Here is a 17,924-nt window from a genome sequence, read left to right on the forward strand (position 1 = left end):
CGAAAGTGCCGGCGGGGTTTCTTTTTGCCCGGATACAGGTCCGGGCACGGCACCCTGCGTGGACGTAGGCTAGTCCGCATGAGTGAAACACCCACCCGCCTTGTCACCGCAGTGATCCTGGTGGCCGCCGGCTCTGGCCAGCGGCTTGGCTACGGCATGCCCAAAGCGGCGGTACCGCTGGGCGGCGAACCCCTCCTGACCCATGCCCTGCGCGGCATCGTCGCGTCCGGAATCAGCAGCCAGGTCTGCGTGGCCCTGCCGGCAGGAGACGACGGCCTGCGCCGGCTTTGCGAGGACTTCCGGGAGGAACTGGCCGACGGCGGCCCCATCCTGACCATCGTCGACGGCGGCGCCACCCGGGCTGACTCCGTGCGGGCCGGCATCGCCGCCCTGATGGACGGCATTGAGGCGGTGCTGGTGCACGACGCCGCGCGTGCCCTCACTCCCGAATCCGTCTTCCACCGCGTCGCCGACGCGCTGGCTGCAGGCGCCGCAGCGGTGATCCCCGCCGTCGCAGTGGTGGACACCGTCAAAACGGTCGCCGCGACCACGGGGACGGACAGTGCCCTGGCGCCGGAGATCGTCACCGGGACCGCGCCGCGGGAGGAACTCCGTGCGGTGCAGACGCCGCAGGGCTTCCACCTCAGCACCCTCCTGAAGGCGCACGAGGCCGCCCAGGCCCTGGACGCGAAGCAGTCGGCGGCTGTCACCGACGACGCCATGCTCGTGGAAATGCTTGGTACGCCGGTATTTGCGGTCCGCGGCTCCACGCAATCGCTGAAAATCACGACGCCCCTGGACCTGATCCTCGCCGAGGGGCTCCTGGAAGGGCCGCTGGGCGCCCGCTGGGTGGAGGGCTGACCATGGGACCGGACAACATGATCCTGCCGCGCACGGGTATCGGCGTGGACGTCCACGCCTTCGCCGCCGCAGACAAGCCCCGCCCGTTGTGGCTGGGAGGGCTCCATTGGGAGGGTGAGCGTGGCCTGGCCGGCCACTCCGATGCGGACCCCGTGGCGCACGCCGCGGCAGACGCCCTGTTCTCCGCGGCCGGGGTCGGCGACCTTGGAACACACTTCGGCACCGACCGGCCCGAATTCGCAGGCGCCTCCGGTGCCACCCTCCTGGCGGAGGCGGCGCGGATCGTGCGGGCTGCCGGATTCGAGATCGGCAACGTGGCCGTGCAGTTTGTGGGCAACCGGCCCAAGTTCGGGCCGCGGCGGGAAGAATCCCAGCGCGTCCTCAGCGAGGCCGCCGGCGCCCCGGTCAGCGTCACCGCCACCACCAGCGACGGTCTGGGCTTCACCGGCAGGGGCGAGGGTATCTCCGCCGTGGCCACCGCACTGGTGTATCCCGCAGCCAACGTGCGCTCTTCGGCTAATCTGGAGCGGTGACCCTGCGCTTTTACGACACAGCATCCGCCGAAGTCCGAGACTTCGTCCCCCTCCAAGCGGGCAAGGCGAGCCTCTACTACTGCGGCGCTACCGTCCAGGGGATGCCCCATGTGGGACACATCCGCTCCGCCATTGCGTTTGACCAGCTCACCCGCTGGCTGACGTACCGGGGATACCGCGTCACTGTGGTCCGGAACGTCACGGATATCGATGACAAGATCCTCGCAAAATCTGAAGCGTCCTTCGCCCCCGGGTTCCGGCCCGAACCGGGGGAGGTCCGTGAGGAAGAGTGGTGGGCCCTGGCGTACCGCTACGAACAGGAGTTCCTGAAGGCCTACGACACCCTTGGCGTCTCCAGGCCCACGTATGAGCCCCGCGCTACCGGACATATCCCCGAAATGCATGCCCTCATCCAGCAGCTGATCGACCGTGGCCACGCGTATCCGGCCCTGGACGACTCCGGCGACGTCTACTTCGACGTACGGTCGTGGGACAAATACGGGTCATTAACGCGCCAGAACATCGACGACATGCAGGGCGCCCAGGACGCGGATCCGCGGGGCAAGAAGGATGCCCGGGACTTCGCGCTGTGGAAGGGCTCCAAAGAGGGGGAGCCGACGACGGCGAGCTGGGCCTCGCCGTGGGGCGCCGGCCGTCCGGGCTGGCACCTGGAGTGCTCCGCCATGGTCACCAAGTACCTCGGCACCGAGTTCGATATCCACGGCGGCGGGCTGGACCTGCGCTTCCCGCACCACGAGAACGAGATGGCCCAGTCCCAGGCGGCCGGCCACGGCTTCGCGAACTTCTGGATGCACAACGGCATGGTCACCTACCAGGGCGAAAAGATGTCCAAGTCCATCGGCAACACGGTCAGCCCCGCCGAGATGCTCGAACTGGCACCCCCGCGCGTGGTCCGGTATTACCTGGGCCAGGCGCACTACCGCTCCATACTGGACTACCGCCCCACTTCGCTGGAGGAGGCTGCTGCCGCAGTCGAACGCATAGACGGGTTCATGGCCAAGGCCGCCGCCCGCCTGGGCACCGGCTTCGGCTTCGTCGCAGGCAATTTCGGCCCGTCCACCGAGTCGGTCCAGGCCTTCTCGGACGCCATGGACGACGACCTCAACGTCCCGCGCGCGTTGGCTGCCCTGCACGAGACCGTGCGGGCCGGCAACACCGCCCTTGCCGAGGGTGATGACGAAGCCGCGGGGCATGCCAGGAACGCGGTCATGATCATGACCGAGGCCCTGGGGCTCGACGCCGTCGCAAGCTCCGATACCGCGAACACCAGGGAGGCGGCGGCGCTGGGCGTGCTCGTTGAGGCCCAGCTCGTGGCCCGCGCCGAGGCCCGTGCAGCCAAAGACTGGGCCGCGTCGGACGCCATCCGGGACACACTTAAGGCCGCCGGCGTCGCCGTCGAGGACGGAGCTGAAGGGGCCACCTGGAGCCTGCAGCGGGACTGAACCGGCGATTTAACTTGATTCAGTAGACTGGTAAGCAGACTCAGTCAAACAATCAAGGGTGGAACACAATGGCCAACAATGGTCGCCGATCGGTTAAAGCGAAGAAGGGCCCAACCATCGGAACCGGTGGTCATGGCCGTAAGGCTCTTGAAGGCAAGGGTCCCACACCCAAGGCGGAGGACCGCCCGTACCACAAGGCGCACAAGAGCAAGCAGCTGGCCGAACGGTCTGCTGCCAAGCGCGGCACGGGCGCCCGCAGCGCCGGAGCCGCACGCACCGGCCCCAAGGGACGGGCAACCGAAGAGGTCGTCACCGGCCGCAACTCCGTGGTTGAGGCCCTGCGCGCGGGCATCCCCGCCAAGGCACTGCACATCGCCATCCGGATCGAAATGGATGACCGGGTCAAGGAGTCGCTGAAGATCGCTGCCGAGCGCGGCATCCCGCTGCTCGAGACCGGCAAGCCCGAGCTGGACCGCATGACCGACGACGCCGTCCACCAGGGCCTGGTCCTGCAGATCCCGCCCTACGAATACCAGGACGCCTATGACCTGGCCGAGGAAACCGTCGACCGGTGGAAGAAGGGCCACGTGTCCAACGCTCCGCTGTTCGTTGCGCTGGACGGCATCACCGACCCCCGCAACCTTGGCGCGATCATCCGTTCCGTCTCGGCCTTCAGCGGCCACGGCGTCATCGTCCCGGAACGCCGCTCCGTGGGCGTCACGGCCTCGGCCTGGAAGACCAGCGCCGGCGCGGCCGTACGCGTTCCGGTGGCACGCGCCGCCAACCTGAACAGCGCCCTGAAGCAGTTCAAGAACATGGGCATCTTTGTCCTCGGGCTCGACGGCGACGGCGACGTTTCGCTGCCGGACCTTACGCTCGCCACCGAACCCGTATGCATTGTGGTCGGGTCCGAAGGCAAGGGCCTCAGCCGCCTGGTCCGGGAAAACTGCGACCAGATTGTCTCCATCCCGATTGACTCCGCCATGGAATCGCTGAACGCCTCCATGGCAGTTGGCATCTCGCTCTACGAGGTCTCCAGGCAGCGCGCCACAAAGTAGAAGCGCGGGGCGCGGGTGAAGGGTGGCGGCTGGCTTTGCGGGCGGCGTCACATAACCGGAAGCACTGGTGTTTTCACGCCGGCGGCTAATATTTAGGTGATGGTCATGCCGCTTTTCGACACTGCTTCCACCATGGACGCCTCCACGGCGCTTCCACTCGGTGTCAGCGTTCCGCGCCCCGATTCCGGGGGCGGACACGCTTCGCAGTCCCGCGCGAACGTTGCCGTGTACGCGCCGGGCGTGGCCAGCCTGGAGATCGCCTACAAGGCGCCGGGCGGCGAATGGCAGCTGAAGGCGCTGCCCAACGTCACCCACGGCGTCCACCACGGAATCGTCGACGGTTTCCCTGTTGGCTCGAGGTATGGCTTCCGGCCGACGTCCAAAGAGGAATCGCTGCCACTGTCAGTGCCCACCCTTGACCTGGACGACGACGGCGGCCAGCCACTCTTGCTCGATCCCTACGGCCGCGCCGTGGACCAGCGGGAGGGGTTCCTGACGAACGTCAGGATGGCCGCCGATTTTGACTGGGGCAGCGACGCACGTCCGCGGACCCAGTGGCGCAACACGATCATTTACGAGGCACACGTCCGTGGCCAGAGCATGCTGCATCCGGACGTTCCTGAGGAACTTCGCGGCACGTACGCCGGCATGGCGCACCCGGCCATCATCGAGCACCTCAAGAGCCTGGGCATTACGTCCCTCCAGCTGCTTCCGGTGCATTTCCACCTGGACGAACCCCACTTACAGAACCTTGGCCTGACCAACTACTGGGGCTACAACACCGCCGCATTCTTCGCGCCGCACCCCAGCTACGCCACCAAGACCGCGCAGGACGCGGGCCCGCAGGCCATCCAGGACGAATTCAAAGGCATGGTCAAGCTCCTCCATGCCGCCGGGATTGAAGTGATCCTGGACGTTGTCTACAACCACACCGCCGAAGGCGGACCTGACCGGCCTGCCCTCAGCTTCCGCGGCCTTGGCGAGGACAAGTATTACCGGACCGATGGCCATGGAAGGTACCTCGATACCACCGGCTGCGGCAACAGCCTGAATTTCGGCGAACCCAGGGTGGTGCAGCTGGTGCTGGACTCGCTCCGGTACTGGGTTGATGAATTCCACATCGACGGGTTCCGCTTCGACCTCGCCGTGACGCTCTGCCGGAACGCGGCCAACGAATTCGATCCCCGGCACCCCTTCCTTGTTGCCATCGCGGCGGACCCGGTGTTGTCGGACGTGAAGCTGATCGCCGAGCCCTGGGACGTGGGCTACGGCGGCTGGCAGACCGGGCGCTTCCCCGGCGGCTGGGTGGACTGGAACGACCACTTCCGCGACGGTGTGAGGTCGTTCTGGCTCTCCGACCGCGCCGCCATCGAAGGCGGCGGCCACGGCGGATCCGTGGCCAAGCTTGCGGACGCGCTGTCCGGTTCGGCCGGCCTCTTCGAAGGTTCCGGCCGCTCCAGGCTGGCCTCGCTCAATTTCGTTACATCGCACGACGGCTTCACGCTGGCCGACCTCGTCTCCTACGACCGCAAGCACAACGAGGCCAACGGCGAGCAGAACCGGGACGGCCACGGCGATAACCGCAGCTACAACCACGGCTTCGAGGGGCGGACCGAGGACGAAGCAATCCTGGCCGAGCGCGCCCAGTCCCGCCGCAATCTCATGGCCTCCCTGATGATCTCGATGGGCGTGCCCATGATCACCGCCGGGGATGAGCTGGCGCGGACCCAGCAGGGAAACAACAACGCCTACTGCCAGGACAACCAGCTCGCCTGGATCGACTGGACAAGGACACCCGAATCTCACGAGATGCTGCGGAGCACCAAGAGGTACGTTCGGCTCCGCAAGGAATTCCTCGCCAGCCAGCCCCACGATTTCCCGGTGCGGGACGAACAGTCCTACCTTTACTGGTTTGACGAGTCGGGTGAGCCGATGTCCATGGACCGCTGGAACGATCCCCAGCACCGGGTCATGCAACTTCTGCTCGGCTCCGACGACGGCACCCTGGCCGGCCTGGTGGTGGTCAACGGCAGTACCTCGGACGTGAAGATCACGTTGCCGCAGCTCACCAATGACGACGGAACGCCGCACCGCATGTTCGAGCTGAGGCTCACCACCTCGCCGCTGCATGAACTGCGCCAGGGCGGGATCGTCGCATCGGGGGAGACGGACCTCGTCGAGGCCAACTCGATCAACATCTACCGCACCTAAGCCTCCGGGGGACCATAAATGCGCAACCGCCCTGCTGTTGCCCTGGTGCTGTCCGTCCTGGTGGCGGTCGCCCTGTTTGCGTTCGGCTACACCGGACTGTTTGAACCGCTCACGGGAAATCCGACGCCGGGAGCCGCTTCGGGCGCAGCCACGGCCCCGTCGAGTGCTGGACCTGGCGAGGCCTCTGCCGTTGCGGAGAACCCGTCCGGACTGCCGGCAGTCCGCGAATCGGAACTGCCGGCGGACGCGCGCAAGACCCTGGCGCTGATCCGGGCAGGCGGTCCCTATCGGTACAGCCAGGACAACCAGACCTTTGGGAACCTGGAACGGATCCTGCCGCTGAAGGACAGGGGCTACTACCGGGAGTACACCGTTCCCACACCCGGTGAGTCGGACCGGGGAGCCCGCCGCATCGTCACAGGCTCCGCAGGCGAGAAGTACTACACGGCGGACCACTACGATTCATTCTCATTCATTGCAGAAGGCAGCTAAACAACCGATGAAGATCTACTCAGCCGACACCTGGACCCTGGAAGAACTGCAGGAGCAGGTCGCGGACGCGGGCCGACGCAGCCTGGTGGTACCGGCAGCAGACAGCAAAAAAGCGGTGCTCGAAACCTTCGGGGAAGTCCTGAACTTCCCCGAGCACTACGGAATCAACCTGGATGCCCTCAACGATTCGCTGCACGACTTTGCGGACACCATCACAGACGACGGCCACCTGCCCGTTACCGTTCTCTGGCAGGTGGCTGCGGCTTTCCGGGGGGACAGGGCGTTCGGCATCATCTGCGAGATCCTCCAGGACGCCGAAAGCTACGCCGGCAAGGACCTGAACGTCACAGCTGTGCTGCTCTGACCAACGTCGTCAACCGACTCCGGTGGTTCCACAAAGCAGCGCCGGATGTCAGTTATCCGGAAGCGTGCGTCAAAGCGACGAAGGAGCAGCACGCGGAGGATGACTGACACCCGGCGAATGTCTGGAAACGGCTCAGGCGTTGACGATCAGCCCCAGCTCCGCCTTGGAGGCCAGTGCCTCGTGCCGGGGCAGGACGCGGACGGTGTAGCCGAAGGATCCGGCCCGGTCGATCAGCAGGGACCCGCTGAACAGGTGGCGGCCGCCGCCGAGGTCCTCCTGTATCTGGAGTTCCATCACCGTGACGTCGGCAAGCGTGTCGTTTTCCTCGGCCCGTCCATAGGCCACCTCAACCGACACGTCCTCGGGGGACAGGATATGCAGGGCCACGTAGGCGTTGACCTGCAGGGTGTCGCCGATCTGCGGGTCTTCGGAGACACCGACGGAGTCGACGTGCTCCACATGGATCAGCGGCCACGCAGCGCGGACCTGCGCGGTCCAGGCAGCCAGCGCACGGGCCTGGGCATAGGAGTCCTGGACCGCCCGCCGGCCGGCCTCGGCCGCCGGGCGGTACAGGATGTTCACGTAGTCGCGGAGCATCCGGTCAGCCGAAACAGCCGGACCCAGGTGCGACAGCGTGTGCTTGATCATCGAGACCCAGTGCGTGGGCACCTTTTCGGTGCCCGATTCCGAGGGGCCGGCCGCGCCGGCGCTTTCGGAGACGGTGTTGCCGTAGAAACGCGGCGCCACCTGGGTTTCCAGCAGCTCGTAGAGGGCGGCGGCCTCGATGTCGTCGCGTTCCTCGGGGGACGCGCCGTTGTTGGCGGTGGGGATCGCCCAGCCGTTTTCGCCGTCGTACATCTCATCCCACCAGCCGTCCAGCACTGACAGGTTCAGCGAGCCGTTGATCGCGGCCTTCATCCCGGACGTGCCGCAGGCCTCCAGCGGCCGGAGGGGATTGTTGAGCCAGACGTCGCAGCCGGGGAAAAGCGTCCGGGCCATGGCAATGTCATAGTTCGGCAAGAACGCGATCCTGTGCCGGACCTCGGGATCGTCGGTGAAGCGGACCAGGTCCTGGATCATCTTCTTGCCGGCGTCGTCGGCGGGGTGGGACTTGCCCGCGATAACCAGCTGGATGGGGTGGTCCTTGTGCAGCAGCAGCGCCTTGAGCCGGGCCGGTTCGCGCAACATCAGCGTCAGCCGCTTGTACGTGGGGACGCGGCGTGCAAAGCCGATCGTCAGCACGTCCGGATCCAGCACGCTGTCCGTCCAGCCGAGCTCCGCGTCCGCGGCGCCACGCTTCTTCCAGGCAGCGCGGAGGCGCCGCCGGACATCCTCCACCAGCGCCGTACGCATCGCGCGTCGCAGCGCCCAGACATCGGCGTCGCTGACGTTGTACGCAAGGTCCCAGCGGCCGTTGGCCTCAGCCTCAGTGCCGAACTGCTCCCTCGCCAGCTTGGAAATCCGCCCGTCCACCCAGGTGGGCACGTGCACGCCGTTGGTCACCGACGTAATCGGCACCTCGGAATGGTCGAAGCCCGGCCAGAGGGCCGAGAACATGCCGCGGGAGACCTCACCGTGGAGTTTGGCCACACCGTTGGCACGCTGCGCGAGCCGGAGGCCCATCACTGCCATGTTGAAGACGGACGGATTGCCGTCCGCATAGTTCTCCCTACCCAGTTCAAGGATCCTGTCCACCGGGACCGCCGGAGCGAGGCCGGCCTGGAAGAAGTGCTGGATCTGCGAAATCTCGAACCGGTCGATGCCGGCCGGGACCGGCGTGTGCGTGGTGAAAACCGTGGAGGCACGGCCCGCCGCCAGGGCTTCGTCGAAGCTCAGGGCGTCGTCGCCGGCCATCAGCTCCTGGATGCGTTCGATACCCAGGAATCCCGCATGCCCCTCATTGGTGTGGAACACCTCGGGGGCGTCCCGGCCCGTGAGCCGCTGGTACGCACGCAGCGCCTTCACGCCGCCCATGCCCAGGAGCAACTCCTGCTGGAGCCGGTGGTCACCGCCGCCGCCGTACAGGCGGTCTGTGATCCCGCGGGCGGCGTCGTCATTGCCCGGAACGTTGGAGTCCAGGAGCAGGAGCGGAACACGTCCGACGTCGGCACGCCAGATGTGTGCCATGAGCCGGCGGCCGTTGGGGAGCGGCAGGGAGATCTGCAGGGGCCGGCCGTTGCCGTCACGCGACGGTTCGCGCAGCAGGGTCAGGGGGAGACCATCGGGGTCCAGCACCGGATACGTCTCCTGCTGCCAGGCATCCCGCGACAGCGACTGCTTGAAGTACCCCGCCTGGTAGAGCAGGCCCACGCCGATCAGCGGCACACCGAGGTCCGAAGCCGCCTTCAGGTGGTCGCCGGCCAGGATGCCAAGGCCCCCTGAGTACTGGGGCAGCACCTCGGTGATGCCGAACTCGGGCGAAAAGTAGGCAATGGAGGATGGGGCGCCGTCACCCAGGCTCTGGTACCAGCGCGGCTCTTCCAGGTACCGGTCCAGGTCCTGCTCGGCGGAACGGACGCGCTCCACCACTGCCTGGTCAGCTGCCAGGAGCTGGAACTCCTCACGGCTGACAAGGCCCAGGAAGCTCACCGGATCCTGGCCGCTCTCCTCCCAGACACGGGGGTTCAACGCCGCGAAAAGTTCGCGGGTGGGCCGGTGCCAGGACCAGCGCAGGTTGGTCGCCAACCGGGCCAGTGGCCTGATCGGTTCCGGGAGAACAGTTCGGACGGTAAATCTGCGGATTGCCTTCACCTGCGCCACACTAACCGACAACATGGGCGGCTGGAACCGCTTTAGCTTTCTTTTAGGTAAATGACAGATGCGGCCACGGAAAAGACGAATCACCGCGGCTAAAAAGTGCGCAGCCTTAGCAATCTCGGTGATTTCTCGCTAACGTCGAGGATGTGACGACTAAATCAGGAACCAGTGCAGCAGCAAAGCAAAAGCCGAAGGGCCGAATCACTGACGGTCTGCGGTTTGGCCGTTTTCCCATCACCGCGGTGCAGCCCGTCGTGGAGGGTGGAAAGTTTCCCGCCAAGGCGTTGCCGGGCGAGGGAATTGTGGTCGGAGCCACCGCATTCCGCGAAGGACATGACCAGCTCGGCGTCAGCGCCGTCCTCCTGGACCCCAAGGGAAAGGAACGCCAGCGCGTCAGGCTGGCCCCCGCGCGTGGGGAACGCGGACTGGGGACCGACCGCTGGGAAGGCATCATCACGCCGTCGGGCACGGGAAACTGGACCTTCCTCATTGAAGCCTGGCACGACCGCTACGGGACCTGGCACCACAACGCCGAAGTGAAGGTTGCCGCCGGGATCGACGTTGAGCTGATGCTGGCAGAAGGCTCAGCGCTGCTCTCGGACGCCGCCGCCGACTCCTCCCGGAACGCGTCGGACCGGCGCACCCTGCGACAGGCTGCTTCCATTTTGGCCAACACAGCCCTCACCGATGAAGAACGCCTCGCAGCCGGATTCGGCGCCGACGTCGCCGACGTAGTGCAGCGCCAGCCGATCCGTGAACTGGTTGCCGCCTCGGAGCAGTACCCGCTCTTTGTTGAACGCGACCTGGCAGGACGCGGCGCCTGGTACGAGTTCTTCCCCCGGTCCGAAGGGGCAGTGCGGGACCACTCCACGGGTGCCTGGACCTCGGGTAACTTCCGGACGGCAGCCAAGCGGCTGGACGCGGTGGCCGCCATGGGCTTCGATGTCCTCTACATGCCGCCGATCCACCCCATCGGCGTACAGCACCGCAAGGGACCCAACAACACCCTGATCGCCGGACCCCACGATCCCGGCTCGCCCTGGGCCATCGGCGCCAAGGAAGGCGGCCACGACGCCATCCACCCGGACCTGGGCACTTTCGAGGACTTCGACGCCTTCGTCGCCCGGGCGAACGAGCTCGGACTGGAAGTGGCCCTGGACCTGGCCCTCCAGGCGGCACCGGACCACCCCTGGGTGGAGACCAATCCGGAATGGTTTACCACCCGCGTTGACGGCAGTATCGCCTACGCGGAAAACCCGCCCAAAAAATACCAGGATATTTATCCGCTGAATTTCGACAATGATCCGGAGGGCCTCTCAAAGGAAATCCTCCGTATTGTCCTGTTGTGGGTCAGCCACGGCGTGCGGATTTTCCGCGTCGATAATCCGCACACCAAGCCCGTCTGGTTCTGGGAATGGCTCATTGCGCAGGTCAACAAAAAAGCCCCCGGTGTTGTGTTCCTCGCCGAGGCCTTCACCCGTCCGGCCATGATGCACGCGCTGGGCCGCGCCGGGTTCCAGCAGTCCTACACGTACTTCACGTGGCGGAACACCAAGAAGGAACTCGAAACCTACTTCCACGAAGTCAGCCACGAGTCCGCTGCCTTCTTCCGCCCCAACTTTTTCGTCAATACCCCGGACATCCTGACCGAGTACCTCCAGTTCGGCGGCCCGGCCGCTTTCAAGATCCGCGCCGCACTGGCTTCCACTGCCAGCCCGCTGTGGGGTGTCTACGCCGGCTACGAACTGTACGAACATGTGGCCCGCCCAGGAGCGGAAGAGTACATCGACAACGAAAAGTTCGAGTACAAGGCCCGCGACTGGGACGCTGCTGCCGAATCCGGCCGTACGCTGGCGCCCTACATCACCCGGCTTAACGGCATCCGGCACGAGCATCCGGCCCTGCAGGACCTGCAGAACCTGACGGTCCACCACAGCACGGACGACGCCACGGTGGTGTACTCCAAGCACAAGACCCTCCCGGACGGCACCAAGGACACCATCATCGTGGTCGTCAACGTAGACCCGCACGGCACCAGGGAAAGCACCGTCTCCCTTGACCTGGCCGCCCTGGAACTCGATCCGGAGGACCTGTCGGCCAACGGAGGCTTCACGGTGGATGACCTTATTTCCGGCGAAAGCTGGGAATGGGGCGAATACAACTACGTCCGCCTGGATTCGCACATCGAACCCGCCCACATCCTGAGTGTGAGGAGAATGCATCAGTGAGTTTCAACCCGCAAAGCTCCAGCCAGCATTTCACCCCGAAGAGCACGTTCGAACTGAACGCGCCAGGACTTCAGCATGACCCGCTGTGGTACCGGAAGGCCGTCTTCTATGAGGTGCTGGTCAGGGCCTTCGCGGATGCGAACGGCGACGGCTCCGGCGACTTCCACGGACTGATCGACAGGCTCGACTACCTGCAGTGGCTTGGCGTGGACTGCCTGTGGCTGCCGCCGTTCTTCCAGTCCCCGCTGCGTGATGGCGGGTACGACATCTCGGACTACAACTCCGTGCTGGACGAGTTCGGCACCATCAGCGACTTCAAGCGGCTCGTCGCGGAGGCGCATGCCCGCGGCGTCCGGGTCATCATCGACCTCCCGCTCAACCACACGTCGGACCAGCACCCGTGGTTCCAGGAATCACGCAAGGATCCCGACGGCCCGTTCGGCGACTTCTACGTCTGGAGCGATACCGACGAAAAGTACCAGGACGCGCGCATCATTTTTGTAGACACCGAGGAATCCAACTGGACCTTCGATCCCATCCGGCGGCAGTTCTTCTGGCACCGCTTCTTCAGCCACCAGCCGGACCTGAACTTCGAAAACCCCAAGGTCATCGACGCGCTCTTCGACGTCGTCCGGTTCTGGCTGGACCAGGGCATCGACGGGTTCCGGGCGGACGCCATTCCCTACCTCTTCGAAGAGGAAGGGACCAACTGCGAGAACCTCCCCGCCACGCACGATTTCCTGCGGAAGCTGCGGACCATGGTCGACGAGAGCTACCCCGGCCGGGTGATCATCGCCGAGGCGAACCAGCCGCCCAACGAGGTGGTGGAGTACTTCGGCACGGAGGAGGAGCCCGAATGCCACATGGCCTTCCACTTCCCCATCATGCCCCGCCTGTACTACGCGCTCCGCGACCAGAAGGCCGCGCCCATCATCGAGACCATGCACGACACCCCGGAGATCCCCGAGGGGGCCCAATGGGGTACCTTCCTGCGCAACCACGATGAACTGACCCTGGAAATGGTTACCGCGGATGAACGCGCCGCGATGCTCGGCTGGTACGCACCGGACCCGCGCATGCGGGCAAACATCGGTATCCGGCGCCGGCTGGCGCCGCTGCTGGACAACTCCAGGGCCGAGATCGAACTGATCAACGCGCTCCTGTTGTCCCTGCCGGGCAGCCCGTTCCTGTACTACGGCGACGAGATCGGCATGGGGGACAACATCTGGCTGGAGGACCGGGACGCGGTCCGCACGCCCATGCAGTGGAACCCGGACCGCAACGCCGGATTCTCCAACGCCGACCCCGGGAAACTGTACCTACCGGTGATCCAGTCGCTTGTGTATAACTACAGCATGGCCAACGTCGAGGCGGAGGCGGCCCACTCGGGATCCCTGCTCCGCTGGACCCGGCAGATCCTCAGCGTCCGCAAGAACCACCCCGCTTTCGGGCTGGGCGCGTTCAAGCACGTGGAGGCCGACCACGACGCCGTGGTGGCCTACCTTCGGGAACTCACGGACGACAACACCGCAGGGGAGGTCGGCGAAACGATCCTCTGCGCCTTCAACCTTTCCCAGCACCCCGTGGCGGCAAAACTCCGTGTTCCGCAATTCGCCGGCCGCGGACTCCGCGACGTCTTCGGCGGGCAGCCGTTCCCCGGAATCGACGGGGACGGCACGCTGACGCTGACCTTGGGCAGCCACGATTTCTTCTGGCTGCGGATCCGTTCGGCGGCCTCCAACCCGGCGTCCCCCTATACACAAGCGCTCCCGATCCTGTCCATCGAGAACTGATATGGGCGAGCCGATCCTCACTCCGGCCCTGGCCGCGCTGCTGCGGGAATGGCTCCCGAGCCAGCGCTGGTTCCCGGTCAAGACAGCCGATTTCTCCCTCGAACAGGTGGGCGGCCTGGGCCTGGCGGACCGGTCACCGATGGCCCGGCTGGAGGTCTTTCTCCTCGCGGTCACGTCGGTGACGGCCGACGGCGGCCAGCGGACCGACGTCGTCCAGGTTCCGCTGAGCCGGCGTGCCGGGCCGGCCGGCGAACTTGAGCGTGCCCTCGTCGGCCAGGACGCCCAGGACTCCGAATGGCCCTGGGTCTACGACGCCGTGCACGATCCCGACTTTGTCGCCGCCTGGCTGGAACTGATCCGTAACGCCGGCACAGCCGGTGCCGCGGCTGCGGGCGCCTACCGCTCGCCGTCGGAATACCGCCTGCCTACCGCGCATGGTGTGGTGAAGGTCTTGTCCGGTGAGCAGTCCAACAGTTCGGTCATAGTCGACGACGGCGAATCGGCAGCGATCGTGAAGTTCTTCCGTGTGCTGTCCCCGGGGACAAACCCCGAAGTCGAGGTGGGTGCGGCGCTGACCGCCGCCGGCACCTCCGAGGTCCCGGCCACCCTGGGCTGGGTCCGCGGCGAGTGGCGTGTTCCCGGCGGGAGCCACACTGGCACCCTTGCCGGAGGCGAACTTGCCGTGGCGCATGAGTTCCTGGACGGTGGACGCGACGCGTGGCGCCTCGCAGTGGACGCCGCCCGCACGGGTGCGGATTTCACCGCAGAAGCACGCGCACTCGGTGCTGCCACGGCAACGGTCCACCGCCGCCTCGCCGGGGCGCTGGGCGTGTCCGAAGAAGCAGTCCCCGGAGAGGTCATTGCTCCCGGAGTAGCCCAGCGGGTCCGGCAGACATGGGCTGAGGCCGGCGCCGCCGTCGGGCCTTACGATCAGGCGCTCGGCTCCCTGCTCAGCGCGCTCGACGGCGTCCCTGCCGGTCCGCTGCAGCGGATCCACGGGGACCTCCACCTTGGGCAGATCCTCCAGGTGCCCGGACGCGGCGGGGAACCGGCGCGCTGGGCGATCCTGGACTTCGAAGGCGAACCCCTGCGGCCGATCGCCGAGCGCAATTTTCCGGACGTCCCGCTGCGCGATGTGGTGGGTATGCTCCGCTCGTTCGACTATGCCGCGGGAGCCGCGGAACGCGAGCAGGAAGGTGCCCGGGTCCCGGAATCGTGGGTCGATGACTGCGCGGAGGCATTCCTCGCGGGGTACACGAATGTCACACCCGGCACCATCGACCGCCACTCGCCCCTGTTTGTGGCATTGTGGCTGGACAAAGCGCTGTATGAAGTTGTTTATGAATTGCGGAACAGGCCCGACTGGCTGGCGATTCCAGTCAACGCATCCAGGCGGCTGCTCAGCGGTAAAGGCTCCGGCGATCAGGCCGGGGCGGCATCGGAAGGTAACAAAATGACAGGCTCAGCACGTACCGAACGGCCCCGTGTGCCGCTGCATGTGGACCCGGATACCCTCGGCAGGGTAGCGAACGGGGAGCACCATGCGCCGCATTCCATCCTGGGTGCGCACCTCGATGACCACGGGCACGTGACAGTGCGCACGATCAAGCACCTGGCTGAAGCCGTGTCGGTCGTGACAGCATCCGGCACGGAGCCCATGACCCATGAGGCCCATGGCGTGTGGGTTGCCGTCCTCGAACCGGAACAGCCGGGCCACGTGCCGGACTACCGGCTGGAGGTCACCTACCCGGGCGCCACCCCGCTCACTGTGGACGAACCATACCGGTACCTGCCCACCGTGGGGGAAGTTGACCTGCACCTTATCGGTGAGGGCCGGCACGAGAAACTCTGGGAAGTACTGGGCGCCCATGTCCAGCACTACAAGTCCTCGCTGGGGGACGTGGACGGTGTGTCCTTTGCCGTGTGGGCACCGAACGCGCAGGCAGTCCGGGTCAAAGGCGACTTCAACGCCTGGGACGGCCGCGAAAACTCCCTGCGTTCCCTGGGTTCCTCCGGTGTCTGGGAAGTGTTCCTGCCTGGCGTTTTAGCAGGGGCGTGCTACAAATTTGAGATCAAAACGAAAGCCGGGCACTGGGTCGAAAAGGCCGATCCGCTGGCCTTCGGCACCGAGGTCCCGCCGCTGACGGCCTCCCGCGTGGTGGAACCGTCCTACGCGTTCAAGGACGACGAATGGATGGAGGCCCGCGCCCAGCGGGACCCGCACAATTCGCCCATGAGCGTCTACGAAGTCCACCTCGGCTCCTGGCGGCTTGGCCTTGGCTACCGTGAGCTTGCCAAGGAACTGGTGGAGTACGTCAAATGGCTCGGGTTCACCCACGTCGAATTCATGCCCGTGGCAGAACACCCGTTCGGCGGGTCCTGGGGGTACCAGGTCACGTCCTACTTTGCTCCCACCTCACGCTTCGGACACCCCGACGAATTCAGGTTCCTGGTGGACACACTGCACCAGGAGGGCATCGGCGTCCTGCTGGACTGGGTGCCGGCCCACTTCCCCAAGGATGCCTGGGCCCTGGCCCAGTTCGACGGCGAACCCCTCTATGAGCACGCCGATCCCAACCTGGGCGAGCACCCCGACTGGGGAACGCTGATCTTCGACTTCGGCCGTACCGAGGTACGGAACTTCCTGGTGGCCAACGCGCTGTACTGGCTGGACGAGTTCCACATCGACGGACTTCGCGTGGATGCCGTCGCTTCCATGCTGTACCTGGACTATTCCCGCGAAGACGGCCAGTGGTCGCCCAACCGCTTCGGCGGCCGGGAAAACCTGGAGGCCATCTCCTTCCTCCAGGAAGTCAACGCCACGGTGTACAAGACCCACCCCGGTGCAGTCATGATTGCCGAAGAATCCACGGCATTCCCCGGTGTGACCGCGCCGACCAGCCACAGCGGCCTCGGCTTCGGGCTGAAGTGGAACATGGGCTGGATGCATGACTCACTGAAGTACGCCTCCGAAGACCCCGTAAACCGCAAATGGCACCACGGGACGGTCACGTTCTCGCTGGTGTACGCATTCACTGAGAACTTCCTCCTGCCCATCAGCCACGATGAGGTTGTGCACGGTAAGGGCTCCATGCTGCGCAAGATGCCGGGGGACCGGTGGCAGCAGCTCGCGAACCTTCGTGCATTCCTGGCCTACCAGTGGGCGCATCCGGGCAAGCAGCTCATCTTCATGGGTACCGAGTTCGGCCAGGAGGCCGAATGGTCCGAACAGCATGGCCTGGACTGGTGGCTTGCCGACATTCCGGCGCACCGCGGCGTGCAGCTGCTGACCAAGGACCTGAACGAGCTGTACAGCTCCACGCCCCCGCTCTACGAGAGGGACAACGAGCCGGGCGGGTTCCAGTGGATCAACGGCGGCGACGCGGACCGCAACGTCCTGACCTTCGTCCGTTGGGACAAGGATGCTAATCCGTTGGTTGTCGCCATCAACTTCTCCGGCGGACCGCACGTGGGGTTCACCCTGGGTGTCCCTGCCGTGGGCGCGTGGACGGAAGTGCTGAACACGGATGCTGCGGCCTATGGCGGTTCAGGTGTCCTCAACGGTGGTGAGCTGATTGCCCGGGACGAAGGGCTTGATGGCCAGCCGGCATCGCTGACCGTAACCTTGCCGCCCCTGGGCGCTGCGTACTTCAAGCCCGTACCACCAGCCGCCGGCTGAGCACTTGGCTGTGAACCGGCTCTCTTAACTGAACGGCCAAAAGCCCGGAATTCCTTGAGATTCCGGGCTTTTGGCTGCGCCGGGGGCGGGGCCGCAGGGGACTGCGTGGGGCGTGGTTGGCCATCCCGGCGAAGTGGTGGTAGAGTTTATTTCCGCGCTGCTCCACGGAGTCAGACCGAAAAAACCGACACGAAAGCCTTAGGGCGATGAAGGTCGCGGATGCCGGTTTGACAAGAGTGAGACCAGCCGGTAAGTTTGAGAGGTTGCTCCGGAGCGATCCATGGCTGTTTGTTTGGTTGTGGTGGTGCCGGGTGTGTCTGTTGTTTGAGAACTCAATAGTGTGCCAAGTTTGTTGATACCAATTGTTTTATTGATTGGTTGTTTTGGCCGGATTATGCCACCCCGTGGTGTGGTTTGGTTTTTACAGCTGGTTTCAAATTTTGCAGTGCGTGTGTCCCGTTTTCCCGGGGGCGCGTGTTGTTTCT

General features: G+C 65.5%; 11 protein-coding genes. 10 read left to right on the forward strand and 1 reads right to left on the reverse strand.

Going from position 1 to position 17,924, the window contains the following annotated elements:
• The first annotated feature begins 78 nt into the window (after positions 1–78).
• From ispD to J2X42_RS18055, 7 genes are all read left to right on the forward strand, one after another.
• Positions 79–861 (forward strand): 2-C-methyl-D-erythritol 4-phosphate cytidylyltransferase, encoded by a 783-nt coding sequence (gene ispD, locus J2X42_RS18025; protein ID WP_310167205.1) that lies wholly within the window; start codon positions 79–81, stop codon positions 859–861.
• A 2-nt stretch (positions 862–863) separates the two neighbouring features.
• Positions 864–1,394 (forward strand): 2-C-methyl-D-erythritol 2,4-cyclodiphosphate synthase, encoded by a 531-nt coding sequence (gene ispF / locus J2X42_RS18030; protein WP_310167206.1) that lies wholly within the window; start codon positions 864–866, stop codon positions 1,392–1,394.
• Positions 1,391–2,857 (forward strand): cysteine--tRNA ligase, encoded by a 1,467-nt coding sequence (gene cysS / locus J2X42_RS18035; RefSeq protein WP_310167207.1) that lies wholly within the window; start codon positions 1,391–1,393, stop codon positions 2,855–2,857. The genes ispF and cysS overlap by 4 nt, the downstream gene beginning before the upstream one ends.
• Positions 2,858–2,925: 68 nt before the next feature.
• Positions 2,926–3,915 (forward strand): 23S rRNA (guanosine(2251)-2'-O)-methyltransferase RlmB, encoded by a 990-nt coding sequence (rlmB, locus tag J2X42_RS18040; protein ID WP_310167208.1) that lies wholly within the window; start codon positions 2,926–2,928, stop codon positions 3,913–3,915.
• A 99-nt stretch (positions 3,916–4,014) separates the two neighbouring features.
• Positions 4,015–6,126, forward strand: coding sequence for a glycogen debranching protein GlgX (glgX, locus tag J2X42_RS18045; RefSeq protein WP_310167209.1), 2,112 nt, complete (start codon positions 4,015–4,017; stop codon positions 6,124–6,126).
• 18 nt (positions 6,127–6,144) lie between these two features.
• Complete coding sequence (locus tag J2X42_RS18050) at positions 6,145–6,618, forward strand: ribonuclease domain-containing protein (RefSeq protein ID WP_310167211.1); 474 nt, start codon at positions 6,145–6,147, stop codon at positions 6,616–6,618.
• A gap of 7 nt (positions 6,619–6,625) precedes the next feature.
• A complete protein-coding gene (locus J2X42_RS18055) occupies positions 6,626–6,982 on the forward strand; it encodes a barstar family protein (RefSeq protein WP_310167212.1) in 357 nt (118 codons plus the stop codon).
• Between the two features lie 132 nt (positions 6,983–7,114).
• Here the strand turns inward: J2X42_RS18055 and glgP are convergent, their stop codons facing one another.
• Entirely contained in the window at positions 7,115–9,733 is a 2,619-nt protein-coding gene (glgP, locus tag J2X42_RS18060; protein WP_310167213.1) for an alpha-glucan family phosphorylase, read from the reverse strand.
• 152 nt (positions 9,734–9,885) lie between these two features.
• Between glgP and J2X42_RS18065 the strand changes: the two genes are divergently transcribed.
• The 3 genes from J2X42_RS18065 to J2X42_RS18075 are packed head-to-tail and all read left to right on the forward strand — an operon-like array spanning position 9,886 to position 17,439.
• Entirely contained in the window at positions 9,886–11,967 is a 2,082-nt protein-coding gene (locus tag J2X42_RS18065) for an alpha-1,4-glucan--maltose-1-phosphate maltosyltransferase (RefSeq protein WP_310167214.1), read from the forward strand.
• Positions 11,964–13,760: a maltose alpha-D-glucosyltransferase gene (gene treS / locus J2X42_RS18070; RefSeq protein WP_310167215.1), complete on the forward strand. Its 1,797-nt coding sequence runs from the start codon at positions 11,964–11,966 to the stop codon at positions 13,758–13,760. The genes J2X42_RS18065 and treS overlap by 4 nt, the downstream gene beginning before the upstream one ends.
• A 1-nt stretch (position 13,761) precedes the next feature.
• Positions 13,762–17,439: a 1,4-alpha-glucan branching enzyme gene (locus tag J2X42_RS18075; protein ID WP_310167216.1), complete on the forward strand. Its 3,678-nt coding sequence runs from the start codon at positions 13,762–13,764 to the stop codon at positions 17,437–17,439.
• The last annotated feature ends 485 nt before the right edge of the window (positions 17,440–17,924 follow it).

The sequence above is a fragment of the Arthrobacter sp. BE255 genome (genome assembly GCF_031457335.1).
GTDB lineage: Bacteria > Actinomycetota > Actinomycetes > Actinomycetales > Micrococcaceae > Arthrobacter.

What these genes read in the sequence shown, in the direction of transcription:
- ispD (WP_310167205.1), top strand. Translation starts at nt 79, where the DNA reads ATGAGTGAAACACCCACCCGCCTTGTCACCGCAGTGATCCTGGTGGCC.
- ispF (WP_310167206.1), top strand. Translation starts at nt 864, where the DNA reads ATGGGACCGGACAACATGATCCTGCCGCGCACGGGTATCGGCGTGGAC.
- rlmB (WP_310167208.1), top strand. Translation starts at nt 2,926, where the DNA reads ATGGCCAACAATGGTCGCCGATCGGTTAAAGCGAAGAAGGGCCCAACC.
- glgX (WP_310167209.1), top strand. Translation starts at nt 4,015, where the DNA reads ATGGTCATGCCGCTTTTCGACACTGCTTCCACCATGGACGCCTCCACG.
- J2X42_RS18050 (WP_310167211.1), top strand. Translation starts at nt 6,145, where the DNA reads ATGCGCAACCGCCCTGCTGTTGCCCTGGTGCTGTCCGTCCTGGTGGCG.
- J2X42_RS18055 (WP_310167212.1), top strand. Translation starts at nt 6,626, where the DNA reads ATGAAGATCTACTCAGCCGACACCTGGACCCTGGAAGAACTGCAGGAG.
- J2X42_RS18075 (WP_310167216.1), top strand. Translation starts at nt 13,762, where the DNA reads ATGGGCGAGCCGATCCTCACTCCGGCCCTGGCCGCGCTGCTGCGGGAA.